Origin of the sequence: Aquabacterium sp. (genome assembly GCF_035476535.1) — a bacterium.
In the GTDB taxonomy this organism is placed as follows: Bacteria; Pseudomonadota; Gammaproteobacteria; order Burkholderiales; family Burkholderiaceae_C; genus Pseudaquabacterium.
This window is the reverse complement of record NZ_DATILJ010000229.1, coordinates 20843-39502: the sequence shown is the minus strand read 5'-3', so window position 1 is coordinate 39502 and position 18660 is coordinate 20843. Positions and strand designations below refer to the sequence as shown.

Annotated in this window: 18 protein-coding genes; 7 read left to right on the top strand and 11 right to left on the bottom strand. The window is 68.7% G+C overall.

From position 1 onward, the window contains the following. Positions 1-8: 8 nt before the first annotated feature. Positions 9-1247: an MFS transporter gene (locus VLK61_RS23035; RefSeq protein WP_325424351.1), complete on the top strand. Its 1239-nt coding sequence runs from the start codon at positions 9-11 to the stop codon at positions 1245-1247. 49 nt (positions 1248-1296) lie between these two features. Here VLK61_RS23035 and VLK61_RS23030 read toward each other — a convergent pair whose 3' ends face one another. The 3 genes from VLK61_RS23030 to VLK61_RS23020 all read right to left on the bottom strand — a co-directional run bounded on the left by VLK61_RS23030 (position 1297) and on the right by VLK61_RS23020 (position 4622). Continuing rightward, on the bottom strand, positions 1297-2928 hold the full coding sequence (locus VLK61_RS23030) for a phospholipase D-like domain-containing protein (protein ID WP_325424349.1): 1632 nt from the start codon (positions 2926-2928) through the stop codon (positions 1297-1299). Positions 2929-3112: 184 nt separating this feature from the next. Next, entirely contained in the window at positions 3113-3820 is a 708-nt protein-coding gene (locus VLK61_RS23025; protein WP_325424347.1) for an enoyl-CoA hydratase/isomerase family protein, read from the bottom strand. 40 nt (positions 3821-3860) lie between these two features. After that, complete coding sequence (locus tag VLK61_RS23020) at positions 3861-4622, bottom strand: carbonic anhydrase (protein WP_325424345.1); 762 nt, start codon at positions 4620-4622, stop codon at positions 3861-3863. A gap of 150 nt (positions 4623-4772) precedes the next feature. Between VLK61_RS23020 and zwf the strand changes: the two genes are divergently transcribed. Together zwf and VLK61_RS23010 are read left to right on the top strand one after the other, a co-directional pair. Then, a complete protein-coding gene (gene zwf, locus VLK61_RS23015) occupies positions 4773-6236 on the top strand; it encodes a glucose-6-phosphate dehydrogenase (protein ID WP_325424343.1) in 1464 nt (487 codons plus the stop codon). Between the two features lie 19 nt (positions 6237-6255). Continuing rightward, positions 6256-7071: an acylphosphatase gene (locus tag VLK61_RS23010; protein ID WP_325424341.1), complete on the top strand. Its 816-nt coding sequence runs from the start codon at positions 6256-6258 to the stop codon at positions 7069-7071. Positions 7072-7102: 31 nt separating this feature from the next. Here the strand turns inward: VLK61_RS23010 and VLK61_RS23005 are convergent, their stop codons facing one another. Beyond that, positions 7103-7312 (bottom strand): hypothetical protein, encoded by a 210-nt coding sequence (locus VLK61_RS23005; protein ID WP_325424339.1) that lies wholly within the window; start codon positions 7310-7312, stop codon positions 7103-7105. Between the two features lie 154 nt (positions 7313-7466). Between VLK61_RS23005 and VLK61_RS23000 the strand changes: the two genes are divergently transcribed. Both VLK61_RS23000 and VLK61_RS22995 read left to right on the top strand, forming a co-directional pair. Next, positions 7467-9575: an alpha/beta hydrolase domain-containing protein gene (locus VLK61_RS23000; RefSeq protein ID WP_325424337.1), complete on the top strand. Its 2109-nt coding sequence runs from the start codon at positions 7467-7469 to the stop codon at positions 9573-9575. 22 nt (positions 9576-9597) lie between these two features. Then, entirely contained in the window at positions 9598-10473 is an 876-nt protein-coding gene (locus tag VLK61_RS22995) for a 2-keto-4-pentenoate hydratase (RefSeq protein ID WP_325424335.1), read from the top strand. Here VLK61_RS22995 and VLK61_RS22990 read toward each other — a convergent pair. Together VLK61_RS22990 and VLK61_RS22985 are read right to left on the bottom strand one after the other, a co-directional pair. Continuing rightward, positions 10463-10771, bottom strand: coding sequence for a hypothetical protein (locus VLK61_RS22990; RefSeq protein ID WP_325424332.1), 309 nt, complete (start codon positions 10769-10771; stop codon positions 10463-10465). The two genes, VLK61_RS22995 and VLK61_RS22990, sit on opposite strands and share 11 nt — an antisense overlap. Before the next feature lie 139 nt (positions 10772-10910). Beyond that, a complete protein-coding gene (locus tag VLK61_RS22985) occupies positions 10911-12122 on the bottom strand; it encodes a DUF2252 domain-containing protein (RefSeq protein WP_325424330.1) in 1212 nt (403 codons plus the stop codon). A 205-nt stretch (positions 12123-12327) separates the two neighbouring features. Here VLK61_RS22985 and VLK61_RS22980 point away from each other — a divergent pair, with 205 nt between their 5' ends. Beyond that, positions 12328-12933 carry a hypothetical protein gene (locus VLK61_RS22980; RefSeq protein ID WP_325424328.1) on the top strand — a complete coding sequence of 202 codons (606 nt, stop codon included), beginning with the start codon at positions 12328-12330 and terminating at the stop codon, positions 12931-12933. Between the two features lie 45 nt (positions 12934-12978). On the opposite strand, the gene VLK61_RS22975 is transcribed toward VLK61_RS22980, so the two are convergent. The 5 genes from VLK61_RS22975 to VLK61_RS22955 all read right to left on the bottom strand — a co-directional run bounded on the left by VLK61_RS22975 (position 12979) and on the right by VLK61_RS22955 (position 17602). Beyond that, positions 12979-13944 (bottom strand): SMP-30/gluconolactonase/LRE family protein, encoded by a 966-nt coding sequence (locus VLK61_RS22975; RefSeq protein WP_325424327.1) that lies wholly within the window; start codon positions 13942-13944, stop codon positions 12979-12981. 22 nt (positions 13945-13966) lie between these two features. Next, positions 13967-15259 (bottom strand): TRAP transporter large permease, encoded by a 1293-nt coding sequence (locus VLK61_RS22970; RefSeq protein WP_325424326.1) that lies wholly within the window; start codon positions 15257-15259, stop codon positions 13967-13969. 6 nt (positions 15260-15265) lie between these two features. Continuing rightward, positions 15266-15712, bottom strand: a complete 447-nt coding sequence (locus VLK61_RS22965; RefSeq protein WP_325424373.1) for a TRAP transporter small permease — start codon at positions 15710-15712, stop codon at positions 15266-15268. Between the two features lie 68 nt (positions 15713-15780). Then, complete coding sequence (locus VLK61_RS22960) at positions 15781-16758, bottom strand: TRAP transporter substrate-binding protein (RefSeq protein WP_325424325.1); 978 nt, start codon at positions 16756-16758, stop codon at positions 15781-15783. Between the two features lie 34 nt (positions 16759-16792). Further along, positions 16793-17602 carry an NAD-dependent epimerase/dehydratase family protein gene (locus tag VLK61_RS22955; RefSeq protein WP_414636847.1) on the bottom strand — a complete coding sequence of 270 codons (810 nt, stop codon included), beginning with the start codon at positions 17600-17602 and terminating at the stop codon, positions 16793-16795. A gap of 82 nt (positions 17603-17684) precedes the next feature. Between VLK61_RS22955 and VLK61_RS22950 the strand changes: the two genes are divergently transcribed. Further along, positions 17685-18659 (top strand): sugar kinase, encoded by a 975-nt coding sequence (locus tag VLK61_RS22950; RefSeq protein ID WP_325424323.1) that lies wholly within the window; start codon positions 17685-17687, stop codon positions 18657-18659. Position 18660 lies beyond the last annotated feature (1 nt).

Here is an 18660-nt window from a genome sequence, read left to right as displayed (position 1 = left end):
CTTCCGTGATGCAGGAGAACGACCCGGCGCCGCCTGGGATTCCCTTGGCCGGATTCATGACGCTGAATGTGCTCGTGGGCTCGTCGCACGGCATTTCGCGCGTGGCGCTGCCGCTGTTCGCGGCCTCGCTGCACGCGCAGTCGTGGCAGATCGGGCTGGTCGGCGGGCTGCAGTTCGGCGGGCTGCTGCTGCTGTCCATGCCCACCGGCGCGCTGATCGATCGGCACGGCAGCCTGCTGCTGTTCCGCATCGGCGTGCTGGCGGCGGCGCTGATCTTTGCCTTCGGGCTCACCGCGGCCAGCGCGCCGTGGCAGCTGATCCTGTGCGTGACCGGGCTGGCGCTGGTCATCCCGCTGCGGCTGGTGACCACCAACACCGAGTTCCTGCACCTGCTGCCGTCGCTGCATCCAGCCAAGGCCGGCTGGAACCGCGCGGCCAATACGCTGGGCATGTACTTCATCGGGCCCAGCCTGGGCGCGCTGCTGATCGCCGCGCTGGGCTACCCGTCGACCTTCGTGATGCTGGCCGTGGCCTATCTCGGCATGTTCGTGATCGGCAGCCGCGTGCTGGCCAAGGCGCCGCCGGGCCGCGGCAGCGAGGCCACGCCGCTGGTGCAGCGCGTGCGGCGGCAGATGCAGACGGTGATCGCGCGGCCGATGCTGCGCCGCACGATGCTGATCGACATGATCGGCCAGATGGCGCTGGCCTATTTCTCGGTGTTCATCGTGCTGCTGGCCATGCGCCACTTCGGCCTGGGGCTGCAGGTGGCCGCCGGGCTGGTCACGCTGCAGGGCGCGCTGTTCGTCGCCACGCTGTTCATCGGCGGCGCGCTCACAGTGCGCTGGCACGACGATCGGCGCTACCTCGTGGCCATCACGCTGCTGTTGGGCCAGGCGCTGTTGCTGGCCTTTGCACGCTCGCCCGCCTGGTTGTGGGGCGGCGCGGCCTTGCTGGGCGTGGGCCTGGGGCTGCAGCAGCTGAGCAGCGTCACGCGTTACGGTCAGCTGATGAAGGAGCTGGGCCGGGGCCATGGCGGTGGCCTGTCGTCGATGGCCGGGCCGGCCGGCGGCTTGAGTGGTTCGGTGCTCGGCGGGCTGCTGAGCCAGCAATGGGGTCTGCCCGCCGGTTTTCGTGTGCTGGTGGGCTTGTACCTGCTGCTGGGGTGGCTGCAGTGGCGGCAGGTGCGGGCGGTAGCACGGGCCGCGGCGCAGGCCGGCGAGGCGGAGCCGCCGCGGCACGACGGGTAGCCGCACGGCGGCGCTGCGCGCAGCGGCCGCCAGCGCACGGCCCGGTGCGCTACAGCATCTCCTCGGCGATCAGCAGCGACAGCAGGCTCAGTTTCAGCCGCGTGACCCAGCCGCTGCCGGGTTCCTGCGCCAGCACCTGCTGCCGGCCGCCCTCGCTGGCCAGCCATTCGATGCGCTCGCCGCCATCGACCAGCCGCAGCTGGTAGCTGCCGGCGGCCGTGCCGGGATGCATCAGCCGCGCGATGTCGGCGGCCAGTGCGGGGCTGTCGATGACCAGGCCCATCTCGGTGTTCAGCCGTGCCGAGCGGCCGTCCATGTTCACCGAGCCAATGGCCACGAATCGCCGGTCCACCACCGCCACCTTGGCATGCAGCCGCGCTGCCGACGAACCGAAGGGGCCCAGCGAGTTGCTGCGCGCGGCCAACTGCGGGCTCAGCTCGTGGATGTCGACACCGAGCTTGAGCATCGCCGGACGGTAGCGCGCATAACCCCAGTGCACCAGCGGCTCGTCGGTGGCGGCGATCGAGTTCGTCACCAGGCGGACCTGGATGCCATGGTCGGCGGCCTGCTGCAGCAGCGCAATGCCGCGCGCACCGGGCACGAAGTAGGGCGAGGTGATCACCACCTCCGAACGCGCCGAGCGCATCAGCGACAGCAGGCTGTCCATCGCACCGGCACCGGGCCGTGCCTCGGGCGTCACCGGCGCCGGCGGCAAGGCGGGCGCTTGCGCGGCCTTGTCCGGCGCGTCGGCGACGACCCGCACGGCCGCGAAGTGCTGGTCCAGCTGGCCCGCTGCGAGCTGGGTCGACACGCTGCTGCGGCCCAGCACGTCGCGCGGCGACACATGGATGCCGGCGGCTGCCGTGTCGACCTGGCGCTCGAACGCCTCGCGCAGGGCATCCGGATCCTGCGGGCCGTCGGCCAGCGCCTGCACCGGCCAGGCGCGCGGGTGGTTCCAGTAGCGGTCGAAGACAGCGGCCAGCTCGGCCACCACCGGGCCGCTGGCCAGCACGTCCAGGTCGATGAAGTTGGCCGAGGCGCCGCGCATGAAGTATTCGTCGCCGATGTTGCGGCCGCCGGCGAGCGCGAAGGCACCGTCGGCGATCAGCAGCTTGTTGTGCATGCGCTGGTTGATGCGCTCGAATTCATGCAACGACAGCAGCAGCCGCGTGGCGAAGCCGCCGCCGCGCACCGGCAGCGGGTTGTACAGGCGCAGCTCGACATTCGGGTGCGCGGCCAGGCCGGCGAGCAGCGCTTGTTCGCCGGCGGTGTAGAGGTCGTCGACCAGCAGCCGCACGCGCACGCCGCGTGCGGCGGCGTCGCGCAGCGCGCGCAGGAACTGCAGGCCCGAGTCGTCGGCGCTGATCAGGTAGTACTGCGCATCCAGGCTGCGCTCGGCGCGCTGCACCAGCGCCAGCCGGGCGTCCAGCGCGTGGTCGCCGTTGGGCAGCAGGCGAAAGCCCGACAGCGCGGGCTGGCCTGTCGGGTCAGGCCGGGGCGCGGTGTTGTGCCGGGCGATGCGGGCGAGCGTGCTGTCGCCGGCCTCGATGGCCTGCGACAGCGGGCGATGGGCACCGGCCGGCAGGCTGGCGCAGCCGCCGAGCGCCGTCACCAGCCACAGCAGCACGATGACAGCCAAGGCCGGCAAGCGGGAGCGGGAGCGGGGGTGGGGCGTGTGCATGGTGCAGCTCGGGTGGGTGAGCTGCACTGTCGGCCCTGCCGGGGCGTGCCGCAGCCGGGCTGCGACGAAACGCCGCTGGGCGGCGTGAAGCGGCGATGCCGGGGCCTGTGCCGGCCTCGGCTTCAGCGGCGGGGCTGGCGCTCAGCCGCCGGCCTGGTCCCTCGGCCCACAGGCTGGCCCATCCTCAGCCTGCGGGCTTGCCCATCAGCGCCAGCTGCATCGCCGTTTCACGCTGCAGCGCCTGCTCGAACGCGGGCAAGCCGATCTCGTTGAGTACCTGCTTGAAGCGTCCGGCGATGCCGGCCGGCAAGGCGGCCAGGCGGGCGGCCGCCTGCTGCGCCTGCACGTCGAGCTGTTCATCGTCGACGAGCGCCCACACCAGCCCCCAGGCCTGGGCCTGCTCGGCAGTGAACGCATCACCCAGCAGCATCAGTGCCTTGGCCCGTGCCAGGCCGGCCAGCGCCGGCAAGGTGGCAGTGATGCCGCCGGTGACGAACACGCCCAGCGAGGCTTCGGGCAGCTTGAAGCGGGCCCCGCGCGCGGCGATCACGATGTCAGCATCGAGCATCCACTCCAGCCCCGCGCCGACGACCCAACCCTGCACGGCGGCCAGCACCGGCTTGCTGCAGTGCACGATGGCCTGGGCCACGGCCTGCACGCCGGTGAGGTCGTCGTCGGTCGGCGCTTCGCTGACATCGCGGCCGGCGCAGAACGCACGGCCGTTGCCGCGGATCAGCACCGCACGCACGTCGGCCGTCGCGTCGGCGGCCTGCAACTCGGCCAGCAGCGCGCTGGCCAGCGCGCCGTTGATGGCGTTGAGCTTGGCCGGGCGGTTCAGGCTCAGCGTCAGCACACCGGCCTGAAGCTCGCGCAGCAGCACCGGCTCGGTCATCACGTCGGAGCCCGGTATCGGCACAGCGCGCCGGCAGGCTTCATGGGCCGAGCACGACCTTGCGGCCGTTCAGCGGCTGCACCGGCCGCGCATTCATCGCGTAGAGCTTCTTGAAGCTGGCCAGCTGTGCGGCGGAGACTTCCACCGGCGTCTTCAACACTTGCCAGCGCACTTCTTCGCTGCAAGGCGGCGTGGTCAGCGAGCCCATGAAGGCGTAGTAGCTGCGGTCTGCCGGCAGCAGGTCGGCCGCATTGAGGGAGCCATCCAGCTTCAGTGTTTCACCGCTCTTGGCCGGCAGGTGGGCGAACACCGGCTTCAGCGTGGTGTTCTCGTGGCCGAGCTTGAACAGCACCGCCACCACGGCCAGCTGGCCTTGTGCGCTCTTGTGCACCAGGTGCGCCACCAGCGGGTAGGGCTTGCCGTCGAACATCTCTTCGCTCGGCGTGTGGAAGTGGAACTGCAGCAGCTTGTACTCGGTGCCGTCGATGGTGACCGCGCCGCCTGCCGGCAGGTTCACCTGGATGGTGTGGCCGTTGTTGACCACATCGCCGGCACCGCCCGCGTAGGCAAAGCCCAGCGGCTTGGCGTCCGCCGACTTCTCGACCTTCTTGGTCTCGAGGTTGATCGGCGATTGCAGCTTGCCCAGCTTGCAGGTCTTGAAACCGGCGTCCAGCTCGGCCCATTTGGCGGGCTTGCCGTGGCCTTGGTAGCCCCAATGGGCCTGGCCCTCGGCGAAGACCGCGGGCGCGGCGCCCAGCGCGGCAAGGCCGCACGCCGCGGCAACGATCAGGTTCACTCTCATGGAATGGCTTTCTTGACGGGCAGCAAGGCCCGGGTGGTGGGAACCGCATCGTAGTGCCTGCGGCGCGGCGTGGCGCTCCGGGCGGGGTGCTGGTGCAATACTTGCTGCGGATCCGGTGGGCATGCAGCCGAGGCAAGAGGAGGTCCTGAAGTGGCAAAGATTCCGCCGGGCGTCGGCCCGCGCTTTCCGCAGGTGGTGGTGCTGTTCGGCGTCACCGGCGACCTGGCCCGCCGCAAGCTGCTGCCGGGGCTCTACCACCTCAGCAGCACCGGCTTCATCCCGGGCTGCCGCATCATCGGCGTGTCGCTGGACGACATCGATGTCGCCGACTTCCGCCAGATCGCCCGCGCGGCGCTGGACGAGTCGTCGATCCGCAAGCTCACTGAGCCGCACTGGCAGGCCTTTGCGCAAAGCCTGGACTATGTGCCGCTGGCCGCCGGTGCCGCGGCGCTGAAGGCCGCGGTGGACCGGGCCGAGCTGAGCTTGGGCGCCGAGTGCCGCCGGCTGCATTACCTCAGCGTGCCGCCCAGCGCAGCCTTGCCGGCGGTACGCATGTTGGGTGAGGCGCAGCTGGTCGAACGCTCGCGCATCGTGATGGAAAAACCCTTCGGCACCGACCTGGCGAGCGCGGTGCAGCTGAACGGCAAGCTGCACGAGGTGTTTGCCGAAGACCAGATCTTTCGCATCGACCATTTCCTCGGCAAGGAGCCGGCGCAGAACATCCTGGCCTTCCGTTTTGCCAACGGCCTGTTCGAGCCGATCTGGAACCGCAATTTCATCGACCATGTGCAGATCGACGTGCCCGAGACGCTGGGCCTGGGCAAGCGCGCCGGCTTCTACGAGCAGACCGGTGCCTACCGCGACATGGTGGTGACGCATCTGTTCCAGATCCTCGCGTTCATGGCGATGGAACCGCCCACCGCGCTGGAGCCGGCGCCGATCAGCGAAGAGAAGAACAAGGTCTTCCGCAGCATGCTGCCGATTCAACCGGGCGACGTGGTGCGCGGCCAGTACGCCGGCTACCGCAGCGAGGAGGGCGTGGACCCGGAGTCCGACGCCGAGACGCTGATTGCGCTGAAGTGCTTCATCGACAACTGGCGCTGGGCCGGCGTGCCCTTCTTCCTGCGCACCGGCAAGCGCATGGCCGAGGGCCAGCGCATCATCTCGATCGCCTTTCGCGAGCCGCCCAAGAGCATGTTCCCGCCCGGCTCGGGCGTCGGCGCGCAGGGGCCGGACCATTTGACCTTCGACCTGGCCGATGCCTCGAAGATGTCGCTCAGCTTCTACGGCAAGCGCCCCGGCCCCGGCATGCGCCTGGACAAGCTGAGCCTGCAGTTCGCGATGCACGACACCGGCATGGCCGGCGAGGTGCTGGAAGCCTATGAGCGCCTGATCCTCGATGCGATGCGCGGCGACCGCACGCTGTTCACCACCGCCGAGGGCATCGAGCGGCTGTGGCAGGTGTCCACCCACTTGCTCGAAGCACCGCCGCCGGTGCGGCTGTATCCCGTTGGCTCGTGGGGGCCGAAGTCCATCCACCAGCTGATTGCGCCGCACGCCTGGCGGCTGCCGTTCGAACGTGCGTGGCGCGATCCCAATCGCGCGGGGAGTTGAGCGCGCCGACAATGCGGCGATGGACAATCCGCTGCTTGCATTGACCCGTGAATTCCCGCGGCCGGGCCGGCTGGAGACCATCGTGCTGCGGCCGGGTCGGGACATGCCGGCAGCCCATGTTCAAAGCGCACGGGCCATTGCCGGCCGTGGCCTGGAAGGCGATCGCAGCGCGGCCGGCGCGCACGAGGGCAAGCGCCAGGTCACGCTGATCCAGGCCGAGCACCTGCCGCTGATCGCCGCCTGGTCCGGCCGGGCCGACATCGACGCGCTGCTGCTGCGCCGCAACCTGGTGGTCAGCGCGCTGAACCTGGTGGCCGCGCGATCGCCGTTTGCGCAGCAGCCGCTGCGGTTGCGCATTGGCGAAACAGTGGTGCTGGAGCTCACCGGCCCCTGCGACCCCTGCTCGAAGATGGCCGCGGTGCTCGGCGAGGGCGGCTACAACGCGATGCGCGGCCATGGCGGCATGACCGCGCGGGTGCTGCAAGGCGGCCTGCTGCAGCGCGGCGATCCGGTGACCGTGGACAGCAGGCCGGTGGCGGGCGGCGGCCCTGCGGTGCAGACCTGGCAGGTGCGTGCGCAGGGCCGCGTGCAAGGCGTCAGCTACCGCCAGTCCTGCATCATGCAGGCGCAGGCCCTGGGCCTCACCGGCTGGGTGCGCAACCGGCGGGACGGCACGGTCGAGGCCCTGCTGCAAGGTCCCGAGGACCGACTCCAGGCCATGGCCCACTGGCTGCGCCACAGCGTACCCGGCGCGCGCGTCGACCGGCTCGACATCGATGTGCTCACGCAGCCGTCACCGGCCTTCGCGCATTTCGAGCGCCGGCCGACGGCATGAGCATCGACGGGAGGGCTGAGACGCGCCAAGCTCAGTGCAGCTTGATCGCGCCCTCGGCCACATAGCGCCTGAAGTCGGCGATCGGGATCGCTGCGGCGCCGCGCGCAGGACCATCGGCCCAGCTCAGCGTGGCATCGGCCTGCGTGGTGTCCACTTCGACGGGTCCCGGGCGGATGAGGATGTTCGGGCCGTCCCCTTCCCGAAACTCGACCTTGCCGACGATCTGTGCGGATTGAGACATGCTGTTTCCTTGGCGGGCCATGGTGATGCCTTCATCGTCGGCCGGCCTGGCGCAGCGGGGCAGAAGACGAGCACACCTTGTCGTGTAGCCGATGTCCTACAAGCCGGTCTTTCCCGGGTGCTGCGAGACACGGCATTCCCGCACACTCGATCGCATGCGCACATTCATGCTTTGCTCCTTGCTGGCCGCGGTGTTGATCGCACCGGCCCAGGCCCGCGTCACCCGCATCGTGATCGACGAGGTGCAGCCGCTGCCCGCGGCAGCCGGCGCGGGGGCCATCGCCTACGAGCAGATCGCCGGTCGCGCTTTCGGTGAGCTGGACCCCGGCCTGGCCGGCAACGCGATCATCCAGGACATCGCGCTGGCCAAGGACGCCGACGGCAAAGTGCGCTATGTCGCGAGCTTCCTGCTGCTGAAGCCGATGGATGCGGCGCAGGCCAGCGGGCTGCTGTGGCACGACGTGCCGAACCGCGGCCGCAATTTTCCGATGGCCGCTGCCGAACGCCTGGCCGGCGATGTGCTGCTGGCCAGCGCCTGGCAGGGCGACAACAGCGGCGGCACGGCTGTGCGGCCGACGGCTTCGGTGGCCGGCATGCACTTCCTGAAGCTGCCGGTGGCGCGTGGCGAAGGGGGCGCCGCGATCACCGGCGCGGTCTTCGGCCGCATCGTCAACCGCAGCGGCCCGAACTCGCAGCCCTTGCTGGTGCAAAGCAACCCCGTGCCCTATCGCCCAGTGAGCCTGGACACCCAGGCTGCACGCCTGGTCTCGCGCGGCGGCGAAACCCAGGCCGGCGAGGTCCTCGACGAGCAGCAGATCCCCGCCGACCAGTGGGCCTGGGCGCGCTGCGACGCGGCCAACCCGTTCCCCGGCGTGCCGGATGCCACGCAGGTCTGCCTGAAGGCGGGCTTCGATGCGCGGCGCCTCTACCAAGTGGTCTACACGGCAGCCGACCCCTATGTGCTGGGCATCGGCTTCGCGGCCTGGCGCGATGTGGCCAGCTTCTTCAAGACCGCGCGGGCCGATGACGCCGGCACGCCGAACCCGGTGGCCGGCCGCATCACCCACAGCATCGGCCGCGGCATTTCGCAGTCAGGCAACTTCCTGCGCGGCTGGCTGCACCTGGGCTTCAACCGCGGTGAAACCGGCGGACCGGTGCATGACGGCCTGTGGCCCATCATCGCCGGGCGGCGCATTGCGCTGAACTTCCGCTGGGCACAGCCCGACGGCGTGCTGGAGCTGTACCAGGCCGGCAGCGAAGGGCCGCAGTGGTGGTCTCCTGCCTCCGACGCGCTGCGTGGTCTGCCGTCGGCCGGCATCCTGGGCCGCTGCGAGGCCAGCCGAAGCTGCCCGAAGATCATCGAGCACTTCGGTTCGGCCGAGGTCTGGGCGCTGAAGCTGACGCCCGAATGGGTTGGCACCGATGGCAAGTCCGACCTGCCGCTGCCCGACAGTGTGCGGCGCTACTACATCGCCAGCTCCAACCATGGCGGCGGCGTTGGCGGCTTCGACAGCAGCCTGCCCGGCGTCGGCCTGCCGAGCACTGGCCCGGCCTGCCCCGGCAACAACTTCGGCACCGGCGTGCTGCCCGCCAACCCGGTGCCGCACACCGAAACGGTCAATGCGCTGCGCCACCACTTCCGGCAGTGGGTGATGAAGGGCGTGGCGCCACCGCCCAGCGTGTACCCGACGCTGGCCGCGCGGGCGGGCGAGCCCACCGGCAGCCTGGGCCCGGCCCACAAGGCCGGCATCGGTTTCCCGACACTGCCCGGCCTGCGTGCCACGGTGCCCGAGCCCGACTTCATCATGCCGGTCCACGATTACGACTGGGGCCCGCAGTTCAATGCGCTCGACGGCTCGGGCGTGCCGACGCTGGCACCGCCGCGCATCAAGCAGGTACTGCCGATGTTCGCGCCCCGCGTCGATGCCGATGGCAACGAACGGGGTGGCGTGCCGGTGGTGCTGCTGGATGCGCCGCTGGGCACCTACCTCGGCTGGAACATCACCGCCGGCGGCAGCCGGCCCTTCCACCAGGGCCAGATCTGCAACTACGTCGGCGGCATGCTGCCGTTTGCCCGCACCGAAGCCGAACGCGAGGCCAACAAGGACCCGCGCCCGTCGCTGCAGCAGCGCTATGGCGACCACGACGGTTATGTCGACGCGGTGCGGCGCGCGGCTGCGCGGGCGACAGCGGCCGGCTTCCTGCTGCCGGACGACGCGGCCGCGCTGATCGACAAGGCGCGCGCCAGTGCAGTGTTGCGCTAGTGAATGAAGAGAGCGGCCATTCATGAGCACTGACCACCTGACCGAAGCCGCCGACGGTCCTGCCGGCGTCCCTGCCAGCGCGGATGCGCTGGCGGCCGAAGCGCTGGCCGCCGTCGCGCAGCGGCGCCAGATCGCGCCGTTCTCGGCGCGTTATGCCGGCGTCGACCTGGCGCTGGCCTACCGCGCCGCGGCGTCGATCCGAGCCACGCGCATGGCGCGCGGCGAAACCCCGGTCGGCCGCAAGATCGGCTTCACCAACCGCACGATCTGGGCCGAGTACGACGTGTGGGCGCCGATCTGGGGCGATGTCTACGACAGCACCGTGCACGACATCCCGGCCACGGGCGGCAGCTTCTCGCTGGCCGGGCTGGCCGAACCGCGCATCGAGCCCGAAATCGTGTTCGGCCTGGCGCGGGCGCCCGCAGTCGACATGGATGACGCGGCACTGCTGGGCTGCATCGATTGGGTGGCCCATGGCTTCGAGATCGTGCAGTCGATCTTCCCGGGCTGGAAGTTCGCCGCGCCGGATACCGTGGCGGCCTTCGGCCTGCACGGCGCGCTGCTGATCGGCCCGCGGCACTCGGCGGCGGCCGGCGCAGCGGCCTGGCTGGCGAGCCTGGCCTCGTTCGAGATCGATCTGTGCTGCGACGGCGTGGTCGTCGACCGCGGGCATGCCGCGAATGTGCTCGGCGGCCCCTTGTCCGCATTGCGCCATCTGCTGCAGGGCCTGGCGCAGGATGGCGCGCAAGCGCCGCTGGCCGCCGGCGACATCGTCACCACCGGCACCGTGACGCGGGCCATGCCGGTGGCGGCGGGGCAGGTCTGGCAGACGGTGTTGCGCGGGCTGGCCCTGCCGGGGCTGGAACTGCGCCTGAACTCCGGCGTGCTCAGTGCCTGAACCGCAGCGCTGCCCAGGCCACGCCCACCACCGCGAGCATCGGCACGCTCATCGTGCCGGGAATGTAGAACAGCGCTGACAGAACCGGGCTCAGCGACTCCGCCGCCGCCCCCAGTGCGACGAGGCCGGCGCCGAGAACGGCGTAGCGCAGCATGTACAGCGGCAGCCAGCGTGACTGCTCCTGGTTGTGGCGCCTGGCCGCGGCGTGCTCGAACAAGCTGCCGTGCAGACGCATGTCCTGGAACAGCCAGCCGAAGCACAGGTAGCGGTACAGCAGGGTGCGGAAAGGCAGTTGCATGGCGCTGGCTCCGGCAGTTTCACGGCGGGCTCGGGGCCTGCCCGTGTTGCCTCGTGTTAGAGCGGCGCCGGCGCAGCTGCGTTCCGTGTGCTGCCCCGGTTTCGCGCATGGCCTGGCACGATAGCGCCGCCGCGGTGGCTCAAGCAGCGAATACGCCGTCGTCGTAGGCCTGGTTGAAGTCGTGCGCGTCGCGCTGCACCTGGTCGGCGCAGTCCATTGCCGCATCCAGCAGCTTGCCGCGCCATTTCTTTCGCTGCCCGAAGTCGATCAGTTCGTCCGCGCTGGCCGAGCCCTGGCGGCCGGCGCTGCGCAATTGCGCCCAGGCCAGCAGGCGGCCCATCGTGGCCACCAACTGCTCGAAGTCCTTGCCGCCGCGGCCCAGCGTGTCCAGCGCCACGCGGTCTTCCGAGGGCTGCAACTCGCGCAGTACGAAGGGCTGGCCGTCCAGCTTCACCGGGTGCAGCAAGGCCAGCGGCACGGCTTGCAGGCGCTGCTGCAATTCGACGATGCGTGCCGCCTCGCCACCGGGCCAGCGCGGCTGCGCGAGCCGCAAGTGCGGCAGCAGCGACGAGGGCAGCGAGCGCTTCAGGTCCAGCAGGTAGTGGTTGTCGGGCGAACCCTTGCCCTGCACCAGCACCACGTAGCGGTCCAGGCCCAGGCTGCCGGTGCCGGCAATGCGGCGGGCGACATCCAGCACCTTGTAGAAGCGCGGGTCGGGCTGCGTCTTGGCGAAGCGGCCCATCAAGGCTTTGACGGCTTCGCGCTGCGCGCGTGAGGCCTTCAGCGCCTTGTCGTTGTCGACTCGCAGCATGCGGCGCCCGTCCTTCGTTTCCGTTCTCTCGTCGATGAACTTCTGGCGCTTGCGCTGGCGCAGCCCGTCGAGCAGGGCCTTCACCGGCCCTTGGGCCGTATCGCGTTCGATCCAGTAGGCCTTGCTCGCGGCCAGGGTGTCGGCATAGGCGTGCAGCAGGGTCTGCATCAGCGCCCGGGCGTCCTTGGCCTTGGCGGGGCCCAGCGCACCGCTGTCGGCGGCCACCCGCAGGCTGCACAGCACGCGCACCAGGTCCCAGCTCGCGGGGGCCAGCGCCGATTCGTCGAAGTCGTTGGCGTCGAAATAGCTCTGGCGGTTGTCGCCCTTGTAGCTGCCGAAGTTCTCGATGTGCAGATCGCCGCAGCACCAGACCGGCGGCGCCGAGCGGAAAACACTGGTCTTCGGCAATCGGGCGTAGAACAGGTGGCAGCTGCCGCGCAGGAAGACGAAGGCGCTTTCGCGCATCTTCTTGTACTTCAGCTGCAGGCGTTCGGCTTCTCGGCCGGCGTTGTAGTTCTGGATCTGACGCACCGGGTTCATCGCAGGCCGTTTCCGACAGTCATGGATGCTCGGTAGTCTGCACTGCAATCCGGCGGGCCGGCGTCATGTGACCTGGGTAGTTCTGAATGAGCGTGGTCGCGGTGCGCCTGAGCGCACTAAGTCACAGCGCCCTGCGCTGGGCGGGGGATCCTTCAACAATCGCCCCCAAGTCGTCCGGTGATGGCTAGCGCATGAGGTGAGTGACATGGGAAAACGCTGTGCATACCTTCCTTTCCCGGAGAGCGACAGCGCTTCGGAGTATCAGGAACTGCTGGACTGGGCCCTGGAGAGGACCAAGGCGCGCGGGGTGGGTTTCGGCTGGGACAAGATTCTGTTTGCCGATTCAAGTGACTTGGGTGACAACTTTCGCGGGCTCCTGGACGAGGACGATGTCATTTACATCCTGGGGCACTGCGAAGCCGGTGGCAGCAAGCTGAGCTCGAACACCGGCAAGTCCAGTGTCGACGTGGACAGCGTTGTGGAGGACCTGCTGGACAAGATCGACACGGGATTCAGGGGCAAGATCAAGATCTATGCCTGTGATTCGGCCGTCAGCTGCTGGTTTTATCCGGCCTTCACGCAGCAGTTTGCGAACAAGATGTTCGGCAAGGGCTACAGGCGCGCCAGGTTCTTTGGCTACTTGAAGGCCGTCGGCACCCAGTATGTGCCCGTGCCGAATCAGGAGGGGCTGCACCGGGCCGCGTGCAAGGATGACTGGATCGGGCAGATCAAGCGTTTCATGAACGAGGAGGCGGGGTTCGAGACCCTCGGGCGCGCCAAGGACTTCAGGTTGGAAGTTCATCCGCAATGAGCGCCGGGCCCGCGCTGGCCGGACCGTGTGAACGCAGACGGGCCCTCAGGCTCCCTGCGTATTCACGTACAGCGCGTACAAGGAATGGCTGGCGGCCATGAACAGCCGGTTGCGGTGCGCGCCGCCGAAAGTGACATTGGCGCAGCGCTCGGGCAGGTGGATGTGGCCGATGGCCGTGCCGTCGCGGTCGAACACACGCACGCCGTCCAGCGCTTCGGCCTCGGCGCCGCTGCCGCCGTCGCCCCAGCCGCACCACAGCCGGCCTTCGATGTCGCAGGCCATGCCGTCCAGCGCGCCCGGGCCCTGGGCATCGACGTGCAGGCGCTTGTTCTTCAAGGTGGCGCCGGCCACGTCGTAAGCCCAGATCCTGCGATGCGGCAGGCCGCGGCTTTCGATGACGTACAGCAGCGATTCGTCGGGCGAAAACACCAGGCCGTTCGGTGCCGCCAGGTCGTCCAGCAGGCAATCGAGCCGGCCCGTCGCGCCGTCGATGCGGTAGACGCCATGCGGCCGTTCCTGCGCGGCCGGTGCGCCTTCCCACCAGCCGTGGATGCCGAAGCTGGGGTCGGTGAACCAGATGCTGCCGTCGCGCTGGCAGACGATGTCGTTCGGTGAATTCAGCCGTTTGCCGTCGAAGCTGTCGGCCAGCACGGTGAGGGTGCCGTCGTACTCGGTACGGGTGATGCGCCGCGTCAAGTGCTCGCAGGCCAGCAGGCGGCCTGCCATGTCGCGTGTTAGGCCATTGGCGTTGTTCGATGGCTGGCGAAACACGCTGGTGCTGCCCGAACACTCGTCCCAGCGCAGGATGCGGTTGTTCGGGATGTCGCTCCACAGCAGGAAGCGCCCGTCGCCGAACCACACCGGCCCTTCGGCCCAGCGGCAGCCGCTGGCCAGTTGCTCCACCGCAGCACTGAACAGCCGCACGCTGCGGAAGTGCTCTTCCAGCACCTCGATGCGCGGATCGGGGTAGCGCTGGCTGGGCTGGAAGGGGAACTCGGGTCCGGTTGTCATGTTCACGTCTCGCATGGCCGCGTCATTTGCTCATCAGGCCCGGCAACCACAGGGAGAAGGCCGGCACGTAGGTGACCAGCATCAATGTCGCCGTCAGCGCGCCGTAGAACGGCAGGATGGATTTCATCACCTCGCCGACCGAGATCTCGCCGATGGCACAGCCGACGAATTGCGTGGTGCCCACCGGTGGCGTGTTCAGCCCCAGCGCGCAGTTGATCAGCATCATGATGCCGAACTGCGTGGGATCCATGCCGAAGTGCTGGCAGATCGGCAGGAAGATCGGCGTGCAGATCAGGATCGTCGCCGCCATGTCCAGGAAAGTGCCCAGCACGAACAGCAGCACATTGACCATCAGGAAGATCAGCCAGGGCTGGGTGGTGACGGATTGCATCAGCTCGCCGGTTTTCTGCGGCACCTCGTACAGCGCCATGAAATAGCCGAAGGCCGAGGAGATGCCGATCAGCAGCAGCACCACGCCGGTGGTCTTGCAGGCCTTGGCACAGGCCTTCAGGAAGTTCTTCCAGCTCAAGGACCGGTAGACCAGCGCGGTGATCAGCAGCGCCCAGAACACCGCGGTGGCCGCCGATTCGGTGGCGGTGAACACACCGGACAGGATGCCGACGAGGATGATCACGACGATCAGCAAGCCCGGCAAAGCGGCCAGGAAGGCGGCGAACACCACCCCCCAGCCGGGAAAGTTGCCATGCGTGGGATAACCGCGCTTGACCGCCACGCCATAGGCGGCGGCCAGGTTGCTCAGCGTCAGCAGCAGCGCCGGGATGATGGCCGCCAGGATCAGGCTGAACACGCTGACCGAGGCAATGCCGGCAGTGGCCAGCGTGAAGATGATCAGGTTGTGCGAGGTGGGCATCAGCGCGCCGACCAGCGCGGCATGCGTGGTCACGTTCACCGCGTAATCCGCGTGATAGCCCTGCTTCTTCATCAGCGGGATCATCACCGAGCCCATCGCCGACACGTCGGCCAGCGGCGAGCCGGCCACGCCGCCGAACAGCGTGCAGCCGATGACGTTGCTCATGCCCAGCCCGCCGCGCACATGACCGACCAGGCTGTTGGCGAACTTGACGATGCGGTCGGCAATGCCGCCGTACAGCATCAACTCGCCGGCGAAGACGAAGAACGGGATCGCCAGGAAGCTGAACACCTGCATGCCGCCGACCATCTTCTGGAACACGATGGCCACCGGCATGCCCGCCGCGAGGATGGTGGCCACCGAGGCCAGGCCGATCGAAAACGCTACCGGCACGCCCAGCAGCAACAGCAGCGTGAAGCTCACGCAGAGAACGGTCAGTTCCATCGGGGATCAGTTCCAGGCCGGTTCGACCGTGTGGCCGCGCCACAGCGCGATGATGTGTTCGATCGAAAACAGCACGATCAGCCCGCCGGCGATGACCAGCGGAAAGTAGTCCATGCTCTCGGGCACACCCAGCATCGGCTTCTTCTCGTTCCACTTCATCGTGGCCCACAGCCAGCCGGCCTGCGCCATCAGCACGCCGAACAGCGCCACCAGCGCATGGATCACGATCTCGAGCTTCAGCCGCCAGGCCTCGGGCAGCAGGCCGACCAGCGATTCCAGGCCGATGTGGCCGGCATCGCGCACGCCCACCGCCACACCCAGCGCGGTGACGTACAGCACCAGCAGCAGCGCCAGCGCCTCGGCCCAGGTGGGCGTGTCATTGAAGACATAACGCCCGATCACCTGGTACTGCACGCACAGGATCAGGCCGATCAGGCCCACCACCGCCAGCATCAAGGCGGCTTTGGACAGCGCCGCGCAGAACCGCGTGAAGGCGCCCAGCACGGGCGCTGGTGCCTCGCTCACTTGGTGTCTTGAATGGCCTTGACGAGGCGCTTCAGATCCGGCGTGGTCATGAACTTGTCGTAGACCGGGCCCATCACTGCCTGGAACGATTTTTTGTCGACCTCGATGATCTCGGCGCCGCCGGCCTTCACGATGGCCAGCGACTTGGCTTCCTGCTCATCCCACTTCTTGCGCTGGAAGGCCACCGATTCCTTGGCCGCGCTGCGCACCATGTCCTGCTCGTTCTTCGGCAGCTTGTCCCACACCAGCTTGCTCATCAGCAGCATCTCGGGCGCCATCGAATGTTCGGTCTTCGAGTAAAACTTCACCGCCTCGTAGTGCTTGAAGCCGTCGTAGCTGGGGATGTTGTTTTCGGCCGCGTCGATCAGCCCGGTCTTGAGGCCGGTGTAGACCTCGCCGATCGGCATCGGCGTGGCATTTGCACCCATCGCGCTGACCAGCGCCACCCACAGGTCCGACTGCTGCACGCGGATCTTCATGCCCTTGGCATCGGCCACCGTCTTCACCGCCTTGCGGCCGTAGATCGAACGCGCGCCGCTGTCGTAGAAGGCCAGGCCGATGAAGCCCTGGTCTTCGCAGCTCTTCAGGATTTCCTCACCGGCCGGGCCGTCGAGCGCCTTGCGCATGTGCTCCACCGAATGGAACAGGAAGGGCATCGTCGGCACCTGCGTCTTCTGGCAGATGGCGTTCATCGGGCTGATGTTGACGCGCGTGAGTTCCAGCGCACCGATCTTCACCTGGTCGATGGTCTCTTTCTCCGAGCCCAGCGCGCCCTTGTTGAAGACCTTGATCTTGTGCTTGCCGCCGCTGGCCTTGGCCAGCAACTCGCTCATGTGCTTGACGGCGGCGACGGTCGGGTACTCGTCACTGTTGTGCACATCGGCCGAACGGAACTCGGCGGCGCGTGCCGGCCCCATCGCAGCGAAGGCGGCCAGTGTGGCCAGGGCGATCAGTGATTGTTTCAGCGTCTTCATCGGTATTTCCTTCGGGGTGCCCGGGGGCAGGGTGTCAGGCGTCATAGGGGCCGAGGTTCACGAACACGCCGCCCTGGTAGCGGGCGATCGGGTCGCTGGCGTCGGCCAGCGGTTCACGGGCTTCGATCTCGGCGCGGAAGGGCTCGGCGCTGTCCATCGGCCGGTAGCCAATGTGGCTGGCGCTGGTGTTGTCCCACCAGCGCGTGGTGTTGTCGCTCAGGCCGAACATCACCGTGTGGCTGACGTAGTGCGCGGTGAGCGCGGCCACGATCAGCCGTTCCAGATCGTCGTGGCTGAGCCAGGTGGCCAGCATGCGGCGGTTCTCGGGCGCCGGTGTGGCGCTGCCGATGCGGATGCACACGGTCTCGATGCCGTAGCGGTCGTGGTACATGCGCGAGAGGTTCTCGCCGAAGGCCTTGCTGACGCCGTACAGCGTGTCCGGCCGCGGCGGTGCCTGCGGCGTGATGACATCGTCCTGGCGGTAGAAGCCGGTGACGTGGTTAGAGCTGGCGAACACGATGCGCCGCACGCGCTGGTGTCTGGCCGCTTCATACAGGTGATAGAGGCCGATGATGTTGGCCTGCAGGATCGGCTGCCAGGCGGCTTCGACCGAGATGCCGCCGAAGTGCACCACCGCGTCCACATCCTGCAGCAGCGCGTGTACCGCGTCCTTGTCTTCCAGCACGGCAGGGCACAACTCTTCCCCGGCAGCGGCGGTGCCCAGGTCGGCACGGTCGGACAGGCGCAACTGCGCGCAATAGGCCTTCAGCCGCGGCCGCAGCACGCGACCCAGGCCGCCGGCGGCGCCGGTCAGCAGCAAGCGATGGAATGCAGGCACGGTGATGGGTGGGATAGCCCCGGGTTCAGTCTTCGCAACGACTTTTATAGAATATCGAAACACCGTTCCAAATTGCTTAGGGGATTCCATGACAGCTGCGCTGCAAGTGGCGCTGTTCGGCGAGTGCATGCTCGAACTGCAGGGCCAGGCCTTTGGCGCGATGCGCCAGACTTTTGGCGGCGACACGCTGAACACCGCGGTGTACCTGGCGCGGCTGGCCGGTGGCCGCGGCCTCGACGTGATGTATGCCACCGGCCTGGGTGACGACAGCCTCAGCGACGGCCTGCTGCAGCGCTGGCAGGCCGAGGGTGTGAGCACGCGGCTGGTGCGGCGCATCCCCGGCCGCATGCCCGGGCTGTACCTGATCGAGGTGGACGAACGCGGCGAGCGACGCTTCAGCTACTGGCGCGACACCAGCGCAGCCAAGGCCTATTTCGAGACGCCGCCGGGCAATACGTCGCCGGACAATACGCCGCTGGAAGACGCGGCGGGCCGGCTGCACGCGCTGTACTTCAGCGGCATCAGCCTGGCTATCCTGCCGCCCGAGGGCCGCGCGCGCCTGTTCGCGCTGGCGCAGGCGCTGCGCAAACGCGGCGCGCAGGTGGTGTTCGATAACAACTATCGTCCCCGGCTGTGGCCGGACCCCGTCCAGGCGCGCGACAGCTATGCACGCGCCTTCGAGCTGGCCAGCCTGGCGCTGGTGACGGCCGACGACCACCAGGCGCTGCACCAACTGCCATCGTTGGAGGCGGCCATCGTCGCTGCCCAGGCCCTGCCGACGCCGGAGCTGGTGATCAAGCGCGGCGCCGAGCCCACGCTGCTGCGCGGCGGCGCTGGCGAGCCCTGGCAGAGCGTGGCCACCGAGCCCGTGCCGCGCGTGGTGGATACCACCGCGGCCGGCGATTCATTCGCCGCCGGCTACCTGGCCCGGCGGCTGCTGGGCGCCGGCAGCGCCGAGGCCGCGGCCTTCGGCAACCGGCTGGCTGCGCGGGTGATCCAGCATCCGGGGGCGCTGATCGAGCCGCAAGCGATGCAGGACCTGCTGGCCGACGAACCGGGCTGAC